The following is a 17,867-nucleotide window of genomic DNA, read 5'->3' on the forward strand; positions in this document are numbered from 1 at the left end:
AGGAGCGTTAGCCAGCATTGGGACTTAAACAGCCAGAGGTGTTTGATACAACTTGATTACTTCGCGTGGATAATCAGTATGTACAATAAAAATGTCCCTTATCTTGCCTATTATTCTGCTTTTATGAAACAGTTTCTGCTCTATTTCGCCCTCTTTCTTACAACAGTGTCGGCTAGTTTTGCCCAGACAGCTACACCCGACTGGACAAATCAATACTGGACTGCCCGATGGATTTTACACCCTACGGCACCGGCCCGTCAGTACGGTATCTATCACTTTCGCAAGGCTATTGAGTTGCCACAGAAGCCCGCTCACTTTGTGGTGCACGTCTCCGCTGACAACCGCTATCGGCTGTTCGTCAATGGGAAATCGGTCGCCATGGGGCCCGCTCGCAGTGATACGCAAAACTGGAATTACGAAACCCTCGATCTAGCCCCTTACCTACAGGTGGGTCGTAACGTTCTGGCTGCGCAGGTTTGGTATATGGGTGAGGGGGCACCCTTCGCGCAGATGAGTTATCAGCTTGGTTTTCTGGTACAAGGCAACGGCGAAACTGAAAGAATAGCTAATACGGATGCCAGTTGGAAGATTTTTCATAACCTAGCCTATTCGCCCATCAAAAACGATATTCCTAAACTCAAGACCTATATCGTTGCCGGTGACGGTGACCGGGTCGATGCGGCTCAATATCCGTGGGGGTGGGAGCAGCCCAATTTTGACGATAAAACCTGGGTTGCCGCCAAGCCACTTGGCTTTGTGACGAAACCCCGTGGCTTCGGCACCGACGGAAACTGGGGGCTGGTGCCGCGTACTATTCCGATGATGGAAGAAGGCATCGTTCGGCTGGCAACCGTTCGGCGGAGTGAAAATGGTAAGATGGAAAATTCGTTCCTGCAAGGAAAATCACCGACGACAGTTCCGGCCAATACCAAAGCCGTATTTTTGCTCGATCAGGGTAATCTTACCAACGCTTATCCCGAACTGACCGTCAGTCAGGGGAAGGGGGCTACTGTAACGATGGGTTATGCCGAAGCGTTGGTAGATGCGAAGAATCAGAAGGGAAACCGAAACGAGATAGAAGGTAGGACGTTACTTGGTTTTGACGACCAATTTATTGCTGATGGAGCCAGTAAGCGAACCTTCCGTCCGCTTTGGTTTCGCACATATCGGTATTTGCAACTGACCGTTGAAACCAAAGATGAAGCACTGGTTCTGGAAGATCTTGTTGGTCAATTTACTGGCTATCCGTTTGAGGAAAAAGCCCAGTTTGCCACCAGCGACACCACGCTGAAAGCCATTTGGAACGTTGGCTGGCGAACGGCTCGCCTTTGCGCGGGCGAAACCTACTATGATTGCCCCTATTACGAGCAACTTCAATACACGGGTGACACGCGTATTCAGTCCATGATTTCGCTTTACGTAACGGGCGACGACCGGCTGATGCGCAAGGCAATCATGGATTACGACCACAGCCGTTTCAACGATGGACTGACACAAAGTCGCTATCCGTCGGCTGATTTTCAAGTGATTCCAACATTCTCGCTTTTCTGGGTTTGTATGATACACGACTACTGGATGCATCGTCAGGATGATGCATTCGTGAAATCAATGTTACCCGGGATTCTTAGCGTATTGAACTGGCACGAACAACGCGTTGCTAAAACGGGTCTGAATGGACCGCTGGAATGGTGGAATTTCGTAGACTGGTCGAAATGGCAAAATGCGGGCGATGAAACGGCTGGCGGTGTGCCATCAGGCGCGCGAAAAGGAGGCTCAAGCATACTATCGCTGCAACAGGCGTATACGTATTTCCGGGCTGGTGATTTACTGGCGCACTACGGGAAAAATGAACTGGCCGAACATTATCGTGAGTTAGGCCGACGGCTAAACAAAGCTGTTATGGCTCAGTGCTGGGATGCTGGACGCGGATTGGTGGCCGATAAACCCATTGTACCCGCCGGTAAGAACAGTTTTAGTCAGCATGCCAATATTCTCGCAGTGCTGACCGATGCCGTACCTGCGGCTCAACAGGCCGCTTTAGTACAGAAAATAATGACCGACGGCAGCTCGGACTCACTGACGCAGGCCACGTTTTATTTTAAGTTTTACCTTTTCGAAGCGCTGAAAAAAACGGGTCTTGGCGATCAGTTTGTGGCACAGTTGAAACCCTGGCGCGACATGCTGGCTATGGGCCTGACGACCTTCGCCGAAAACCCTGAGCCAACCCGCTCAGATTGCCACGCCTGGAGTGCCTCCCCTTTGTACGAGTTTCTATCCACAACCTGTGGCATTCGTCCTGGCGAACCGGGATTCAAGTCTGTGCGTATTGAACCGTTTTTGGGCGATTTAACAACTGTAGACGGAAAAATGCCACATCCAGCGGGCGAGATTATCGTGCAATTTCAGAAAACTCCAACCGGCGGTTTAACGGGTAACATCACTCTACCAGCTCCCCTAACGGGTACGCTGCGTTGGAAAGGCAAGACATTGCCGTTGAAGGCGGGGAAACAAGCCGTTAGTTTGTGAGTGGATATAACCAAATAGACTATCCGTAGAAAGCAATTGCTTTCTCGCTACGAACGCCTAAAAATCAGATTGCAATATAGTGCTCCAGAGTAGTGCTTCAGAATAGTTTCGCCCCAACAATCTGTCCATTGTCCGTTCGCTGAACATATACTAACACTGCCGTTTGATTAGCGATTAAATCACTAGGAAAAGGGACTATTACACTACCTGCTACCCCTGATTCGTCAACCGTTTTGAATTGCCTTACAACGTTCGCGCTGACTAATGTACGGCCACCATTTTCGCCGTTTTTTACTTCGGTGTGGGTTTCTTTCTGTACCAAGGCTACATTTATACGGTAGGGACCGGCGGCTGATAGTTCGTATTTGACGGTTACTTGTTTGGCATCACGGGCAATACTGCCATCAACGCCCACGAAGGCTGACACGGGTTGCTTTTGAATTGTTTGGATGGCCTGTTCAATACGTCCGCGTTGCCCGCCAATTACGTCTTGACGACCATTGATAACGAGTTGGGGCGTGTACGTCTGCGTATTTAAGGCGCGGTCGTATTGCTGTTGTCGGGTGGTGTATTGTTTTGCACTAAATGGGTCTTGCCAACCTGATCTGTTCCAATAATCCACATGAAATGATAAACTGTAGACCGCTTGTCCAGTTCGGGCAGCTTGCTGAGTCACTTCCTGCAACGTCTTGTCGGCAGGCGGGCAACTAGAACAACCTTGCGAGGTGAATAACTCCAATACGACAACAGGTTGGGTCGCTGGTTTTACCGGGCTCGTAGAGGATGAAACTGCCCATCCTAAGCCCATAAGGAGGAATGTGAGATAGTTCATGGCGATGAAAATAGTTTAATTATAATCCTACATAATAATCATACCCTCGTTCGGTCCAGAAATCACGCGGGCGCTCATCTGCGAAGAAAATCCGGCCAATGCGCTTGAGGTTCTTGACCCCGTACTTAACCGGAATAATCAGCCGAAGGGGAGCTCCATGCGGAGCCGTAATTGGTTCACCATTTAACTCATACGCTAACAATGTTTGGGGGTGCATGGCGCTTTCCATGTCGATGCCCACATAATAACCCTTATCGGGCGTTTCCATACCCACATGTTTGAACAGATCGTCTGTCGTATCGGGATTAGGCGCGTTGCCGCTTTTGGTACCAAGCTTATATTTTTCCAGAAAATCGGATAGTCGCGCTCCACCCCAATGTTGCACCTGGCTCCAGCCCTCAATGCACTTGAACTCGTACACCATTTCGTGCTTTGGGAGGGCTTTGATATCGGCGATGGTTAGCATTAACGACTCAGCACCCGGCCGGTCGATTTGCAGCTTCCAGTCTTCAGGAATAGGTGTTTTTATGCCATCGTACCCATTAACGCGGGCATTTTTCGCGGCTTGGTTCACCGGGAATGTTGGTACTAGGTGCGTGTCGCTGAAATAGGTTTCTGCAATCTGTTCATTAGCGTCCAGTACCCGACGTAATGGTTTCTTCACGCCGAGCAATTTCGGGCTGTTTGTAATCCATTCATATACACCAACGGGGACAGCAGCCGCCAACGTAAACCAGCCGAAGGATTTAATCATTTGCCGCCGAACGACCGACTCTGGAATATCGCTTTCAGGTAGTTTTGGTTCTTTCGACGAGCTCATGATAAGACGGGTTTTACGGGTGCTACGGTTGGGGTTAATTCGGGCGTTACAGGTTGGTCAGGTATTGCCGGACGTTCAGTTAGTCCGACGGGTTGATTATCGTCTTTAACGACCTCAAATCCCGTCACCATCGACTGAAAATTATGCCAACCGGCGCGAATTACCTGCCCGACGTGAATAAAGAAGAATAGGACGTAGCCAACTGTTAAAATAAAATGCTCCAGACGGGCAGCTTTGTAACCGCCAAGCAAATTGGTCAGCCACGAAAATTGAGTGGGTTTGTAAATGGCGAAACCCGTCAGTACCGATCCAATACCCATTAACATAATTGAGAAATACGCGATTTTTTGCGCTCCGTTGTATTTAACGAAGGGGGGTTGCGTTTTGCGTAGCCCCAGGTCATAAAGCGTTACCTGAATGGCTTCACGGAATGAATCTCGATTGGGCACCAGATGTCGCCATTCGCCCGAAATAAATGTATAGCCAACGTAGAGCAGTCCATTCAGGATAAATAGCCACATGAATACCCAGTGCCAGGCCATACCTTCGGCCAGCCGTTTCGGTACGTTCAGTGCTTTATAAAATCCGTCTGGAAAGAACGAAACAAGCGTATAATTGCCGATGGTGATTTTATACGGGTCGTAGGCCCAGTAAATTAATAACCCGCTCCAGATCATGACGAACAGAACCGGAAAATTGATCCAGTGAAACCAGCGGATAGCCAACGGGTGTTTATGAACGATTCGTTTCATAAGTCGGGATAGGAAGATATAGTGACAGTAGTATGTATGCTGTTAATATAACGAATAATTGAAGCCATTGGATTAGTAACGATATTGTATTCGAATAGATAACGCTTCATCGCAAAGTAGCTTAGTCGAGAACTGCTTCGGCAGCCGCTTTCAGTAGCTTACCCGGCAACCGCTCTTTAAAATTGGGATTAATGTATTCAAATTTGATGATACCTTGTTGATTGAGCAGAAAAACAGCCGGTACGGGCAGTAGCTTTTCGGTGTTCTTGCCGTTGCTGCCTTTCTCCAGCGTTGAACTGTAGGAGATGGGTGCTTTGAAGGCTAAACCAAACGCTTTGGCCGCTGTTACATCGGCATCGGAAAGGAGTGTATAATTGAGGTGGTTTTTGTCGAGAGTGCTCTTTAAGTTTTCAGGGCTATCGGTGCTTACGGCAATGAGCTGATACCCCATTTTTTCCAGATCAGGCTCAAGGGTGCGTAATTCGGCTAACTGTCGGCTGCAATATGGACACCAGCCACCCCGATAAAAAACCAGAAGGGTCGGTTTTTTTGCAATTTCACTCAGCAACGAGATAGACTTACCGTCGAGTGTTTGTAGATGAACATCGGGGATCGTTTCTCCAATCAAGAGTGGGCTAATATCTTCCGGCTTTTGGGGAACGTCAATTCCTGTTGTGAAAGCAAACAAAAGAGCGAGTAAACTAATCGAAAGAATACTTTTCATGATTTTGTCAATTGACCAATGCGTGAATGAATGTAGGGTATGAAAAATTGCCCAAAAGATGGATTTCGGAGCTGCAACAAAGCTGATATATAGTTCAGCCTGTTAAAATGGCTGGACTGCCCATTCTATTATCAATTTTTCCCGAAAGACGAAGGATTAATAGTCGCCTGGTCTTTAAATGCCGATGGCGGCAGACCTGTTTGCTTTTTGAAGAAACGACTGAAATGCGATACTTCATCAAAACCTAACTCATACGCGATCTCTTTGGTCGATTTTTCTGTGTAAAGTAGCAACCGCTTGGCTTCCAGCGTAATCCGATGGTGAATGATGTGCAGCGGACTTTGTTCATTGTATAAGGCAAACAGATTGGAAAGTGTTTTGGGCGATTTGTTCAGTAAATCGGCATAGTCACTCACGGTATGGAGTTTTCGATAATTGATTTCGACCAGTAAATTAAATTGACGGACAATATCGAGGTCTTTTTCGGTCAGGGCCGGATTGAGGTATTGGTTTTTGGCTAAGCGAGTGAGTTTGATTATCAATCGTTTCAGCAGCATCCTCAACATTTCACCCTGGATGGTATCATTGGTCAGGAATTCATCGTCAAAGACCATCAGCAAAGCCTCAAACTTACGTTGCTCAGTGGCATCTATCTGTAAAAACATCGGATCTTTAGCGCCGTAGAACAAAAAGCCTACGCACGATACCTCTTTGTCATGATCCACAATACAGTAAAAATCCCGATCGAATTGCCAGGCTACAATGGTCTCGGGGCGTTCCAGACTAAACAACTGGCTAATCATGAGAGGTAGTATAGACTGCGCCGGAAAAACGTAGGTAATGCCATCAACCGTAATCGTTTGGTCGCTGCCCACGTTCCAGGCGATAGTTAACAGGCGGTTTGGTCTTGTCCGGAAGGGATGTTGCTCAAAGCCAGGTTCCCGGCATATCAGGTTCAGAATACCCCCGGTTTTAGGGTCGTGATAGGCGTGTAACATGCAGAAGTAAATTGGTATGTGAACGTATTGCTGCTGTAAAAAGCAGCCTGATAAATACTGTAATCCTGTTCTTGTTGCTACTCGTTAGTGGCCGATTTTGAGTTAGTGACCTGAGTTATCGGGCAATGGTTTTACCTTTGTTTGTAATATACTAAGCCTATATGACTCTCCAAACCCTTGATACTGGTCTTTTTAAACTTGATGGCGGAGCCATGTTTGGCGTCGTTCCCAAACCGATCTGGAATAAACTTAACCCTGCCGACGAGCAAAATCGATGCAACTGGGCTATGCGCTGCCTGTTATACGAACAGGGTGACCAGCTCTTACTGGTCGATACGGGAATTGGCAACAAACAGGACGCTAAGTTCTTCGGTCATTACGACCTGAATGGAAACGCTACACTGATGGATTCTATCTACAAAGCGGGTTATTCAGAAGCCGATATAACGGATGTGTTGTTAACGCATCTTCACTTCGATCATGTGGGCGGAGCGGTCAAACGTGTTGACGAGACCTTGATGCCCACCTTTCCGAACGCTACGTATTGGACACACCCGGCGCACTGGCATTGGGCTGTTAAGCCGAACCCACGAGAAAAAGCGTCGTTTCTGAGCGAAAATATTTTTCCTCTGCAAGAAAGCGGTCAGTTGAAATTTCTGACGGAAAATCCGTTTCCTTTTTCCGATATTGACCTGCTCTACGTGGACGGCCATACCGAAAAAATGGCGCTGCCTTTATTTTATATCAACGGTCGGACGGTCGCTTACATGGCTGATCTTATTCCATCGTCGGCACATGTGCCACTTCCTTATGTGATGAGCTACGATGTGCGGCCTCTACTTACGATGGATGAGAAAACCCGCCTATTGCAGCAAGCAGCCGACGAAAACTGGATACTGGTTTTTGAACACGACTCAGTTACGGAAGCTGCCACCGTTGAACTGACTGAAAAAGGAGTCCGGATTAAGGACAAAGGACTCCTAACCGATTTGCTTCACCATACATGACAGTAACGTACTAGAGAAGGCCCCGCCAAACCAAACCTTCATGCCTGCCGTTAAAGAGTCAGGTGTATTGCATTCACTAATTCACTCACGGAGTTATGAAAATAGGGTTGGTATTATCGGGGGGCGGAGCGAGGGGCATTGCTCACTTAGGTGTCATAAAAGCCCTACAGGAAATGGGTATCGGCTTTGAGCAGATTGCCGGAACCAGTGCTGGTGCCATTACGGGGGCCTTGGTAGCACAGGGCTATACACCCGACGAAAGTTTGAAAATCATAGAATCGTCGTCCTTTGTTCGTCATCTGAGGCCCGCCTGGAATCGTATGGGCCTTTTACGATTAGATACGGCTATTGATTTATACAGAAAGTATATTCCGCATGATTCGTTTGAAGGGCTTCAAATCCCGTTACACGTGGTAGCCGTTGATTTGAATGCTGGCGAACAAGTCGTATTTGAGCAGGGCAATCTTATCAGGCCGGTGCTGGCGTCATGTTGTTTGCCCGGTATTTTTGAACCGATGCTCATTAACAAGCGACAGTTTGTAGATGGGGGCGTACTCAACAACTTGCCGGTTGATGTTATCGAGAATAAGGTCGACTTTTTGATTGGCTCACATTGCAATGTATTGGGACCGCGCAAACCGATTACATCTATGCGCGGAGTTATCGAGCGGAGTCTGGTGCTGGCCGTACAGAGTAAAACAAGAGATCGCTTTGTAAAATGCAACGTATTGATCGAACCGCCCCAATTATCGCAGTACGCCACCACCGATATCAGTAAAGCGAGAGATTTATTTAGAATCGGCTATCAGTATACCCGATCAATGACTGCTGATATTGAAAAAGCGCTCAATAGACCCACCCTAGAGTTATCATAGGCTATTGTCATTATCCAGATAAAAGAATAGAACGCCAGGCTGCACAGCCTGGCGTTTTTTATGGCATCCTTCTGTTTCGTAAATATCGTCTATCGCTGTATTTACGAAACAGGAGGATGCTTAATTATCTATATGTTAATTACTTACTACTTATCTGCTATTAATCGGTTTCTAATGATACTATTAAGTATTTATAACTAAGTATTGAAATAATTATAAACAAAATATAATTTGGCTATTGCATCTTTAAATATGATAATATAGTGAAGTATTAAATGTTTTCAAAATTTTGTTATGCGTATGGGTTTGATTAGTTTTGCACAAACAACACTTTATTTAACCTAACATATAAACGTACATGAGTAGAATTCTATGTGTGAGTATGCTATTAGTATGTTCACTTTGGACCACAGCATGGGCCCAAGAACGAAGAGTAGTCGGTAAGGTCACATCGGCAGAAGATGGATCGTCGTTACCGGGTGTTTCGGTCGTAATAAAAGGCACTACTAAAGGTACGACCACGGATGCCGGTGGTGTTTATGATCTTGTGGTGCCAAATAGTAAAGGTACTATTCTCGTTTTTAGCTTCGTAGGCGTTACAAGCCAGGAGGTTAAGCTCGGTAGTGATACTGAAGTAAATGTAAGTTTAGTGTCAGATTCCCGTCAGCTGTCAGAAGTTGTCGTAACGGGTGTGGGGGTAGCTACCTCTAAAACTAAACTTGGTATTGCGGTTGAATCTGTTTCAGCTAAAGATCTCCCACCCGCTCCGACTGCGTCAATTGACCAGGCTCTTGTTGGTAAAATTGCCGGTGCACAAATCACCAGTGCCAACGGTACACCTGGCTCAAAAGCTAACATCTTATTACGCGGTATTAATACAATTAACCGAGGTACAGCACCTATCGTGTTGATGGATGGCGTACAAGTAGGCTCTACCGATCTAAATTCGCTGGACCTAAACACGATTGACCGCGTAGAGGTAATTCAGGGCGCTGCCGCTGGTACTCTATACGGAGCTCAGGGAGCCAATGGTGTAATTCAATTATTCAGTAAACGGGGTAAGGACGGACCAGCGCAGATCAGTTTCTCGAATAGCTACGCCAGCAACTCATATATTAATAGTGGTGGTGTTGCTCAGGCCAACAAACATGCGTTTGTAACGGATGCCAGTAACAACGTCATTGGGGTGTCGGGTAAGCCACTTACGCTGGATCCTACTTCTAGTACCTACCTTGAAAACGTGCAATATAACGCGCTGGACGTCAACAGTCAGGCTAATAAAGCATACGATCAAAACCTGAAATTTTACGATCTGTATGCCATGTTTTTCCGGCCTTCAGAAACGATCAATAACTCGCTGAGTATATCGGGAGGTAGTGCTAAAGCAGACTATAGCATCACGGCCTCGAACAGTTATCAAACGACAATTCTGAAAAATAACGGTGCTTATGATCGCAGTAACCTTGTCAGCAACATAGGTATGAAGCTGGCTAAAAATCTGACTTTGCGGAGCATTACACAGTTAGTTTATACGAAGAACACGATAAAAACCAACGACCGGTCGGTATGGTATGATATTAACAATACGCGTCCATTTGCTAACTACGATTATGTCGATCCTGACGGGAACTACGCAGCCGCTATGGGCAGTGCAGTGGGCGTAAATGGCTACAATCCTAACTATCGGTTGCAGTATCGGAACCATCAGGATAATAAAGTAGATATTATTCAGAGTGTAGAATTAGACTACAAGCCCATTAAATACTTAGACCTGAATGCTAAATATGGCTTGAACTATACGCAGGAAGAAGATCGCTACACATATGCGAATCAGACGTTAAATCGCAACATCGTCGCTAACCCAACTTACTATACTGGCAGCAATGCCAGTGATGCGAAAGGCGAAATTGATACGTATCAGTACAAGACAGTTTTTCAGAACTTCTTAGCCAGCGCGTTTATTAAAACGGATTTCCAGGAAGATTTCAAAATAAATATTCCTATCCGGACATCAACACAAATAGCTTTTGATTACCGAAAAAACAATTACAAGGAGTTTGACGCCTACGGTCTTGGCTTGCCTACTTACACGCCTTACACCGCAGCTCAAGGCAGTACCTATCGTATATCGCTTGATAACAGCACACCGTTTGTAACGTACGGTTACCTGATCAATCAGCATATTGAATACGGTGAACTAGCTGGTGTTACGGCCGGTTTCCGCAGTGACTGGTCGTCGGCTTTTGGTGGTGGGTCAACTCCCTTTACCTTCCCGCACGCCGATGGATACGTTCGCCCTTCGTCGCTTAGCTTCTGGCAGAATAGTGCCCTGGGAAATTACATACCTGAGTTTAAACTTCGGGCCGCTTATGGCCAGGCTGGTATTCAACCCCGGCCTTTCGACCGCTACGTGACATTGGGAACCCGTACATTTGGTACGAACAATGTATTCTATAATACAACTACCCAAAGTAATCCAGACCTGGGTGTAGAAGTATCGAAAGAATTAGAAATTGGCTCAGACTTTACCGTGAAAGGGGGCAATGGAGATTGGTTCCGCAAGCTCAATTTTGCGTTTAGCTACTGGACTCGTTCTACCGATAACGCTATTTACAACGTGAATGCAGCTCCGTCAACGGGGATAGGTAATATAAAGGACAATGCTTTCTCGTTATCCTCTAAGGGAACCCAACTCTCGTTGAACGCGACAATGTATCGGGGAAAGAGTTTTACCTGGAATCTAACGGCGAATTTTGGTCATCAGAGTTCACAGATTGATGCGGTAAAAGGCAATCAGCAGATTGTCGTAACATCGAGCGCAGGGTCTACTAACTATGTACTGAAAGCAGGGCAGAAAATTGGTCAGTTATTTGGCTACCTGGGTATACATAGTCTCGACCAAGTTCTACCCGATGGGACACCGGCTATTGCCGAAAGTGCCAAGCCAAACTACGAAGTGGCGAGTAATGGCTACGTGGTTAACAAAACGACTAAGCAACCGCTCTTTAGCTCAGCACAGTACAGTTTTGGTGATCCTAACCCAAAGTTTGTTTCGTCGTTTATCAACGATATTTCATTCCGGGACATCGTGACACTGAACTTCCAGTTCGACTGGACGCAGGGAAGCCATATTTATAACCAGACGAAAGAATGGATGTATCGGGATGGTATTCATAAGGACTATACAAACCCAATTACCATTAACGGTCAAACGGGTGCCTGGACAGCTTTCTACCGGGGTGTTTATCAGGCTGGAGCCAACAATGGTACGAAAGATTACTTCTACGAAGATGCTTCATTTGTTCGCCTGCGTAACGTAGCCTTAGGAGTAGAGCTGACGAAACTCATCAAATTGCCTTTGCGCCGTTTGCAAGTTGTTTTCAGTGGTCGTAACCTATTGACATTCACAAAGTATACTGGTTTTGATCCCGAAGTGAACTCCGGTCAGACGACAGGTAGCAACCTGGCCAGCGGTGGTGGTGAGAACTCAGCTTGGGATCGGGGCACCGATCACAACACGACGCCGAACAACCGCTCGTACCAAGTCTCTCTCAACTTTGGCCTCTAATTTTATCAGCTCGAATAACACATGAAACGATATATAATAAGAACTACTATTTTGTCCTTTGCGCTGGTTAGCCTGCTTGGCGCCTGCAAGGAACAACTGGATGTCAAAAATCCGAACCAACCCACACCTTCCAGTGCGGCTACCGAAACGGGTGTCATTGCTTTGGCTCAGGGCAGCGTATACATCAATGGGTTCAAAGATGGAATTAAATATACGGATGGTACACCCGGCTATTTCTGGACGGGTGCTATCGGATTCCATGAACTCATGGGCGATGAGATTGGGGAAGAAGCCGCCAACGTGTATGGCAATCAGATTGGTATGCCTGATCTGGTAACGCTGGACGACGGAACGAAAGTGGTAAACCCCAGTTCAATCAATACACAGATCGCATTGCTAAGAACCGTCAATACGAATGCCAATGCAGGAGCCAATCCGCTTTACTATGAATGGGCTTACATGTATAATATCAACAACGCCATGAACAACGTGATTGATATTACGAACACAACCACGTTTACTGGGGAAGCAACCGCAGCAACTGCCAAAAAGAATACCGTTTTGGCCTGGGCTTATTGGTGGAAAGGATATGCTTACTCTCGTATTGGCTCAATTTACTATGCTGGATTGATCAACAACAAAACGGGGGCTACCAATGCCAACTATGTGACCAAAGAGAACATCATTACGGAAGCCAACAAAAACCTCGATCAGGCGGCTACGTTACTGACCGCTCTGGGTACCGATGCTAACTATACCGCGACGATCACCGGGTTGGTTCCAACCTTTAACCAGGTTGGGAAAGGTCTTCCACCAACGACGGATATGTGGAAACGGAATATCAACACGCTGAAAGCCCGTAATCTCTTGGTTAACACGACAGTGGCAACGATGACGGCTGCGCAGTGGGGACAGGTTCTAGCGTTAGCAAATGATGGAATAAGAGCAACTGACAATGTATTTTCTGGCCGTTCAACTGATAATGCCGATTTCTTTTCCAGCACAAATGGCAACATCGCTGCTAAATCTACGGGCACACCAGGTAGCGTAACCTACAAAATTAGTGAACGCTTGATCCAGGATTTCCCAGCGGGCGATAAGCGACTGGCTAATAACTTTACCCAATTGGCTGCGCCCTCGTTGTTTAACTCCGACCGTGGTAACTCATTTAACACGCGCTGGCAGTTGGTTAATGCCGGTAAAGGACAGGCTGGTGTCGTTGTATTAAGCAATCAGGCAGTTGGCGCTTACGAACTGTATGTTGCGGGTACATACGAAGAAAACGAACTCATGAAAGCTGAAGCCAAACTTTATACGGGTGATATTGCCGGTGGTTTGACTTCGATTGATGCCGTTCGGACGTATCAGGGTGCGGGTTTAGCGGCTCTGAGCGGATTAGCTCTCGATGCAGCTAAAGAAGAACTTCGCAAAGAGCGCCGGGTAGGTCTGGCTTTACGGGGAATATCTTTCTACGATGCACGCCGTTGGGAAGTGATCACGAAGGGTCGAACAAACGCAGTTGTTGTTGATAAAGCGGGTAAGCTCAACACAAAAGCAACGATCAGCTATAACTTCCTCGACTATTGGGACGTTCCCGATAACGAATTAGCGTATAATCCAGCAGCAGCAGGTAGCGCACCAATAAAAAACCCGAAATAAGATGTAGGGTTAACTAACGAAACGCACTTCATAAAAAGAGAGGTTCTTCTGTCATAGAGGAACCTCTCTTTTTATGAAGTACCACCCAAAAATCATTATCAATTAAGTTGGCTATGTAGTGCGATACCGACCAGGTTGGATTTTCAACGTTTAATTTGGCGTTGCAGGGCATTTTATTTCAAATTCAGAGTTGTGCGGGCCAATTCGTTTGTAGTCAATAACTGCCAGCTTGCCTATCTATCCTGATCGCCATTTTCCTCATTCGAAGGCATGGTTGACGAATGCTATGATAACACGGAGCCAATCAGCCAGAAGTTACTAAAATAAATAAAGTTCAAAAAAAGATTGAAAGCTACTTGATTCCGGCGGGAGTCTACGTTGAGTATAATTCCTCGTTTGCATCTATTTAGCGCAGGGGTCTCGAAAGAGCTGATATCTGCAATTTTTCTGTGAAAATGCCCTATCGGGAAACTTATTTTTGAATGTACAAACTATACGTATTAGTTAAAAATACTTATAGATATGTCTTACTTTAGGGCGTCAATCAAGAGCGAATATGACGGTGTAAGTTGAACTATTCCATTAAAATAGCATAACCTGTTAGAATTACTTAGGCATATATTCTTCTGGAAAAAGTCTAAAATTGGAATAATCTTATTCGTTAATACATTTTTAATCTTCCTAATTCGGAATATTATTTTGTTTAGAATGGATTACAAAGAATAAAGGTTTGAAGTTAAGATTTAGCACAAAAATTTGTATTGTATTTTTTGTTATTTAAATTTGTCTAGTTAATAAACGTTTTCTTGACCTAATACTAAATTTTATGAGGAAGATTCTATGTGTGGGTATGCTCTTGGTATGCACACTTTGGACCACGGCGTGGGCCCAGGAGCGGAGAGTAATTGGTAAGGTAACATCAGCAGAAGATGGTTCATCTCTGCCAGGAGTTTCGGTTGTCGTGAAAGGAACAACAAAGGGTACGACCACTGATGCTAACGGGATATATGATATCACGTTGGGAGCCGAAAAAGGCCCTGTTCTAGTATTTAGTTTTGTGGGTGTTGCAACCCAGGAGATTCAGGTGCGTAACGAGTCGGAGCTAAATGTCAGTCTGGTATCTGATTCACGATTACTTACCGAGGTCGTTGTAACGGGTAGCGGGGTCGCTACCAGCAAGGCCAGATTAGGGATTGCAGTTGAATCAGTTTCTGCTAAAGATCTGCCACAGACGCCAACGGCTTCTATCGATCAGGCCCTGATCGGGAAGATTCCGGGAGCGCAGATTTCTTCTGTCAGTGGTAACCCTGGTGATCCCGTAAATATTCTACTGCGTGGCATCAACTCAGTACAGGGTGGTACTAAACCACTGATTATGGTGGACGGTGTACAGGTAGCCGCTACAGATATCAACTCACTCGACTTAAGTAACGTAGACCGGGTCGAGGTTGTTCAAGGGGCCGCTTCAGCATCTATCTACGGTGCTCAGGGTGCAAATGGTGTTATCCAGGTGTTTACTAAGAAAGGTAAGAAAGGCCGGATTGCCGTTAACGTATCAAGCAGCTATTCGGAGAATCAGTTTTTGAATACGGGTAATGTGCACAAGGCGGAACTGCATCCTTATCTGACCGATGCCAATAACAACATCGTCAATGCCACAGGAGGTATCGTAGGCTATGATCAGTATGGTTCAGTACCGGGTATATCTTACCAGTATGGTGGGGCAACGCGTTACGCCATCCAGGATATTCGGAACGTAGCGGATAAAGCATACAATGCGAATCTGAAATATTATGATCAATTCAAGCAAGTATTTCAGACAGGAACCACTTCTAATAATACCGTTAATATTTCGGGTGCCTCCGAAAAAAGCGATTTTAACATAGCAGCGGCCAATAACCATACGGTTTCGGCGATTCTGAAAAACGGCTACATAGACAGAAGCAATCTGTCGGCCAATTTTGGTACCGAACTGTTTAAAGGGTTTACGATCCGCTCCACTACCCAGTTAGTGTACACCAAGAATACCTTGAAACCAGGACTGGGTGCCGCTGGCGGTACCTATTACGGTCAGGGAAACTCGTTGGGTAATATTGGGTCGGTATATGGATTTTTGAACACGTCTCCTTTCTTTGACCTCACATCCAGACTGGCCGATGGCTCGTATCCACGTCACCAACAGGGAGATAGCTACCTGAGTATCAATGCCAGTAATCCATATTACAACATGCAATACACCGACGGCTTGGACAATAAAGTAGATATCGTTCAAAATTTCGATGCTAATTATAAGGTAAACAAATTTGTAGAACTGGATGCCAAGTACGGGATCAACTACCGGAACGAGAATGCCCGGTGGACGTATTACAACCAGTCGCAAAACGTAAACTCCAATTTTTACAATTCGTACTCATCCAACTATGCATCTAACAACAAGGGTGAGATAGATAACTTTCAGTATAATACCACATTCCAGAATTTTTTAGCTACGGCCTTTATACGGACTAATTTTCAGGATGATTTCCATATCAAACTGCCGATTGAAACCAGTACGCAGATTTCGTTCGATTACCGGAAAAACCGGTACACCGAATACGACACATACGGATTGGGCCTAGGGACAGCACCACCTTTCAATATCTCCTCTTCGTCGACACAGGCCGTAGCCCTTGACTACGTCAAACCTTTTGTGACGTATGGCTATCTGGTTAACCAGAAAGTTGATTTTGGTGATTTTGGCGGTTTTACAGCTGGTTTCAGAACGGACTGGTCTTCAGCCTTCGGTGCTGGGTCTACCCCGTTCACATTCCCGCACTTCGACGGACATATTGCTCCTTTATCGTTCTTTAAAGACAGTAAATTGTCTAACACTTTAACGTACTTCAAGTTACGGGCTGCTTTTGGTAAAGCGGGTATTCAGCCGGGTGCGTTCGACCGCTACCCTGTTTTAGATCAGCGAAATCTAGGTACGGGTCTCGTCTACTCGATTCAATCGACCAGCAACAATCCGAACCTACAGGTGGAGGTTTCCAAAGAATTTGAAGCCGGTACTGACTTCACTATTGGTGGTAATTCGGGGCGCTCCTGGCTGAACTCAATTTCGGGTTCGTTTACCTACTGGAAACGCTCCAGTGCCAACGTAATTTATACGGTAAGCGTAGCGCCATCAACAGGAGCGACGGGCCAGTTGACCAACGCGATCAATATGTCGTCGAATGGGGTTCAGTTTCAATTGACCCTGCCGGTGTACAGGTCCAAGAATTTCAAGTGGGATTTCACGACCAACTTCGGCCATCAGCTTTCTAAAGTCGATGCCATTGCCGGTGGTGCTGATATTATCTTAAATTCGGCAGCAGGCAGCACCGCTCTGGTATTAACACCCGGTCAGCCAATTGGACAAATCTATGGCTATAAAGCCTTGACAAGTTTCGATTATACCAATAAGGAAGGCGTTCGCTACATACCTCAGTCGGATGAAGGAAACTACACAATGGTGGATGGACGCGTTGTTCGGAAATCTGATTACCAGATCATGTTTACCAACGAGACTTATGCCTTTGGTAATCCAAGCCCGAAATTTAACATGTCGTTTATCAATGGATTCACCTTTAAAGATTTCCTTACCTTCAATTTCCAGATTGACTGGATATACGGGAGCCACCTCTACAACCAAACGAAAGAATGGATGTACCGGGATGGAATCCATGGCGATTTTGCCAAGCCTGTAACGATTGATGGTAAAACGGGTGCTTACTCGGCTTACTGGTCCAGCGCGTATTATGCGCTATGGGGAAGCACACGCGGTGCTGGTAACAACGCCACGAAAGATTTCTTCTATGAAGATGCTTCTTTTGCCCGCTTAAGAAACGTTTCGCTGGCACTAGATGTAGCTAAACTCGTCAGATTGCCGTATTTCAATAAAGTTCAGCTGGTCGTAACCGGCCGGAATCTCTTTACTGTTACGAAATACACGGGTTACGACCCTGAAATTAGTTCGGGTTCGTCTAACTCTTCGTTTGACAGAGGGGTAGATCACAGTACACTGCCAAATACCAAGTCGTATCAGATTGGATTAAACCTCGGGTTCTAATCTTTAAATTACCTCG

Annotated in this window: 11 protein-coding genes; 6 read left to right on the forward strand and 5 right to left on the reverse strand. The window is 46.0% G+C overall.

What is annotated here, in order from left to right:
- Positions 1 to 123: 123 nt before the first annotated feature.
- Positions 124 to 2,526 carry a family 78 glycoside hydrolase catalytic domain gene (locus tag ACFS25_RS03430; protein WP_381497001.1) on the forward strand — a complete coding sequence of 801 codons (2,403 nt, stop codon included), beginning with the start codon at positions 124 to 126 and terminating at the stop codon, positions 2,524 to 2,526.
- Between the two features lie 97 nt (positions 2,527 to 2,623).
- Here the strand turns inward: ACFS25_RS03430 and ACFS25_RS03435 are convergent, their stop codons facing one another.
- The 5 genes from ACFS25_RS03435 to ACFS25_RS03455 all read right to left on the reverse strand — a co-directional run bounded on the left by ACFS25_RS03435 (position 2,624) and on the right by ACFS25_RS03455 (position 6,652).
- Positions 2,624 to 3,358: a DUF1223 domain-containing protein gene (locus ACFS25_RS03435; protein ID WP_381497002.1), complete on the reverse strand. Its 735-nt coding sequence runs from the start codon at positions 3,356 to 3,358 to the stop codon at positions 2,624 to 2,626.
- 19 nt (positions 3,359 to 3,377) lie between these two features.
- Positions 3,378 to 4,178, reverse strand: a complete 801-nt coding sequence (locus ACFS25_RS03440; RefSeq protein ID WP_381497003.1) for a molybdopterin-dependent oxidoreductase — start codon at positions 4,176 to 4,178, stop codon at positions 3,378 to 3,380.
- The gene (locus tag ACFS25_RS03445) at positions 4,175 to 4,930 is read right to left on the reverse strand and encodes a cytochrome b/b6 domain-containing protein (protein WP_381497004.1); all 756 of its coding nucleotides are present in this window, start codon (positions 4,928 to 4,930) and stop codon (positions 4,175 to 4,177) included. Before ACFS25_RS03445 ends, ACFS25_RS03440 begins: the two co-directional genes overlap by 4 nt.
- Positions 4,931 to 5,051: 121 nt before the next feature.
- Positions 5,052 to 5,654 carry a peroxiredoxin-like family protein gene (locus ACFS25_RS03450; protein ID WP_381497005.1) on the reverse strand — a complete coding sequence of 201 codons (603 nt, stop codon included), beginning with the start codon at positions 5,652 to 5,654 and terminating at the stop codon, positions 5,052 to 5,054.
- Between the two features lie 131 nt (positions 5,655 to 5,785).
- Positions 5,786 to 6,652 (reverse strand): helix-turn-helix domain-containing protein, encoded by an 867-nt coding sequence (locus ACFS25_RS03455; RefSeq protein WP_381497006.1) that lies wholly within the window; start codon positions 6,650 to 6,652, stop codon positions 5,786 to 5,788.
- 161 nt (positions 6,653 to 6,813) lie between these two features.
- On the opposite strand from ACFS25_RS03455, the gene ACFS25_RS03460 reads away from it, so the two are divergent.
- The 5 genes from ACFS25_RS03460 (at position 6,814) to ACFS25_RS03480 (ending at position 17,851) form a co-directional block, all read left to right on the forward strand.
- Complete coding sequence (locus ACFS25_RS03460) at positions 6,814 to 7,659, forward strand: MBL fold metallo-hydrolase (RefSeq protein ID WP_381497007.1); 846 nt, start codon at positions 6,814 to 6,816, stop codon at positions 7,657 to 7,659.
- A 95-nt stretch (positions 7,660 to 7,754) separates the two neighbouring features.
- On the forward strand, positions 7,755 to 8,534 hold the full coding sequence (locus tag ACFS25_RS03465) for a patatin-like phospholipase family protein (RefSeq protein WP_381497008.1): 780 nt from the start codon (positions 7,755 to 7,757) through the stop codon (positions 8,532 to 8,534).
- Positions 8,535 to 8,892: 358 nt separating this feature from the next.
- The gene (locus ACFS25_RS03470) at positions 8,893 to 12,102 is read left to right on the forward strand and encodes a SusC/RagA family TonB-linked outer membrane protein (protein WP_381497009.1); all 3,210 of its coding nucleotides are present in this window, start codon (positions 8,893 to 8,895) and stop codon (positions 12,100 to 12,102) included.
- 21 nt (positions 12,103 to 12,123) lie between these two features.
- Positions 12,124 to 13,761, forward strand: coding sequence for a RagB/SusD family nutrient uptake outer membrane protein (locus tag ACFS25_RS03475; protein WP_381497010.1), 1,638 nt, complete (start codon positions 12,124 to 12,126; stop codon positions 13,759 to 13,761).
- Positions 13,762 to 14,587: 826 nt separating this feature from the next.
- A complete protein-coding gene (locus ACFS25_RS03480) occupies positions 14,588 to 17,851 on the forward strand; it encodes a SusC/RagA family TonB-linked outer membrane protein (protein ID WP_381497011.1) in 3,264 nt (1,087 codons plus the stop codon).
- Positions 17,852 to 17,867 lie beyond the last annotated feature (16 nt).

The sequence above is a fragment of the Spirosoma flavum genome (genome assembly GCF_042686045.1).
In the GTDB taxonomy this organism is placed as follows: domain Bacteria; phylum Bacteroidota; class Bacteroidia; order Cytophagales; family Spirosomataceae; genus Spirosoma; species Spirosoma flavum.

Bases quoted from the DNA above. Each gene is read 5' to 3' on its own strand.
- ACFS25_RS03435 (WP_381497002.1), bottom strand. From the start codon at position 3,358: ATGAACTATCTCACATTCCTCCTTATGGGCTTAGGATGGGCAGTTTCA.
- ACFS25_RS03475 (WP_381497010.1), top strand. From the start codon at position 12,124: ATGAAACGATATATAATAAGAACTACTATTTTGTCCTTTGCGCTGGTT.
- ACFS25_RS03445 (WP_381497004.1), bottom strand. From the start codon at position 4,930: ATGAAACGAATCGTTCATAAACACCCGTTGGCTATCCGCTGGTTTCAC.
- ACFS25_RS03440 (WP_381497003.1), bottom strand. From the start codon at position 4,178: ATGAGCTCGTCGAAAGAACCAAAACTACCTGAAAGCGATATTCCAGAG.
- ACFS25_RS03450 (WP_381497005.1), bottom strand. From the start codon at position 5,654: ATGAAAAGTATTCTTTCGATTAGTTTACTCGCTCTTTTGTTTGCTTTC.
- ACFS25_RS03460 (WP_381497007.1), top strand. From the start codon at position 6,814: ATGACTCTCCAAACCCTTGATACTGGTCTTTTTAAACTTGATGGCGGA.
- ACFS25_RS03465 (WP_381497008.1), top strand. From the start codon at position 7,755: ATGAAAATAGGGTTGGTATTATCGGGGGGCGGAGCGAGGGGCATTGCT.
- ACFS25_RS03430 (WP_381497001.1), top strand. From the start codon at position 124: ATGAAACAGTTTCTGCTCTATTTCGCCCTCTTTCTTACAACAGTGTCG.
- ACFS25_RS03470 (WP_381497009.1), top strand. From the start codon at position 8,893: ATGAGTAGAATTCTATGTGTGAGTATGCTATTAGTATGTTCACTTTGG.
- ACFS25_RS03455 (WP_381497006.1), bottom strand. From the start codon at position 6,652: ATGTTACACGCCTATCACGACCCTAAAACCGGGGGTATTCTGAACCTG.
- ACFS25_RS03480 (WP_381497011.1), top strand. From the start codon at position 14,588: ATGAGGAAGATTCTATGTGTGGGTATGCTCTTGGTATGCACACTTTGG.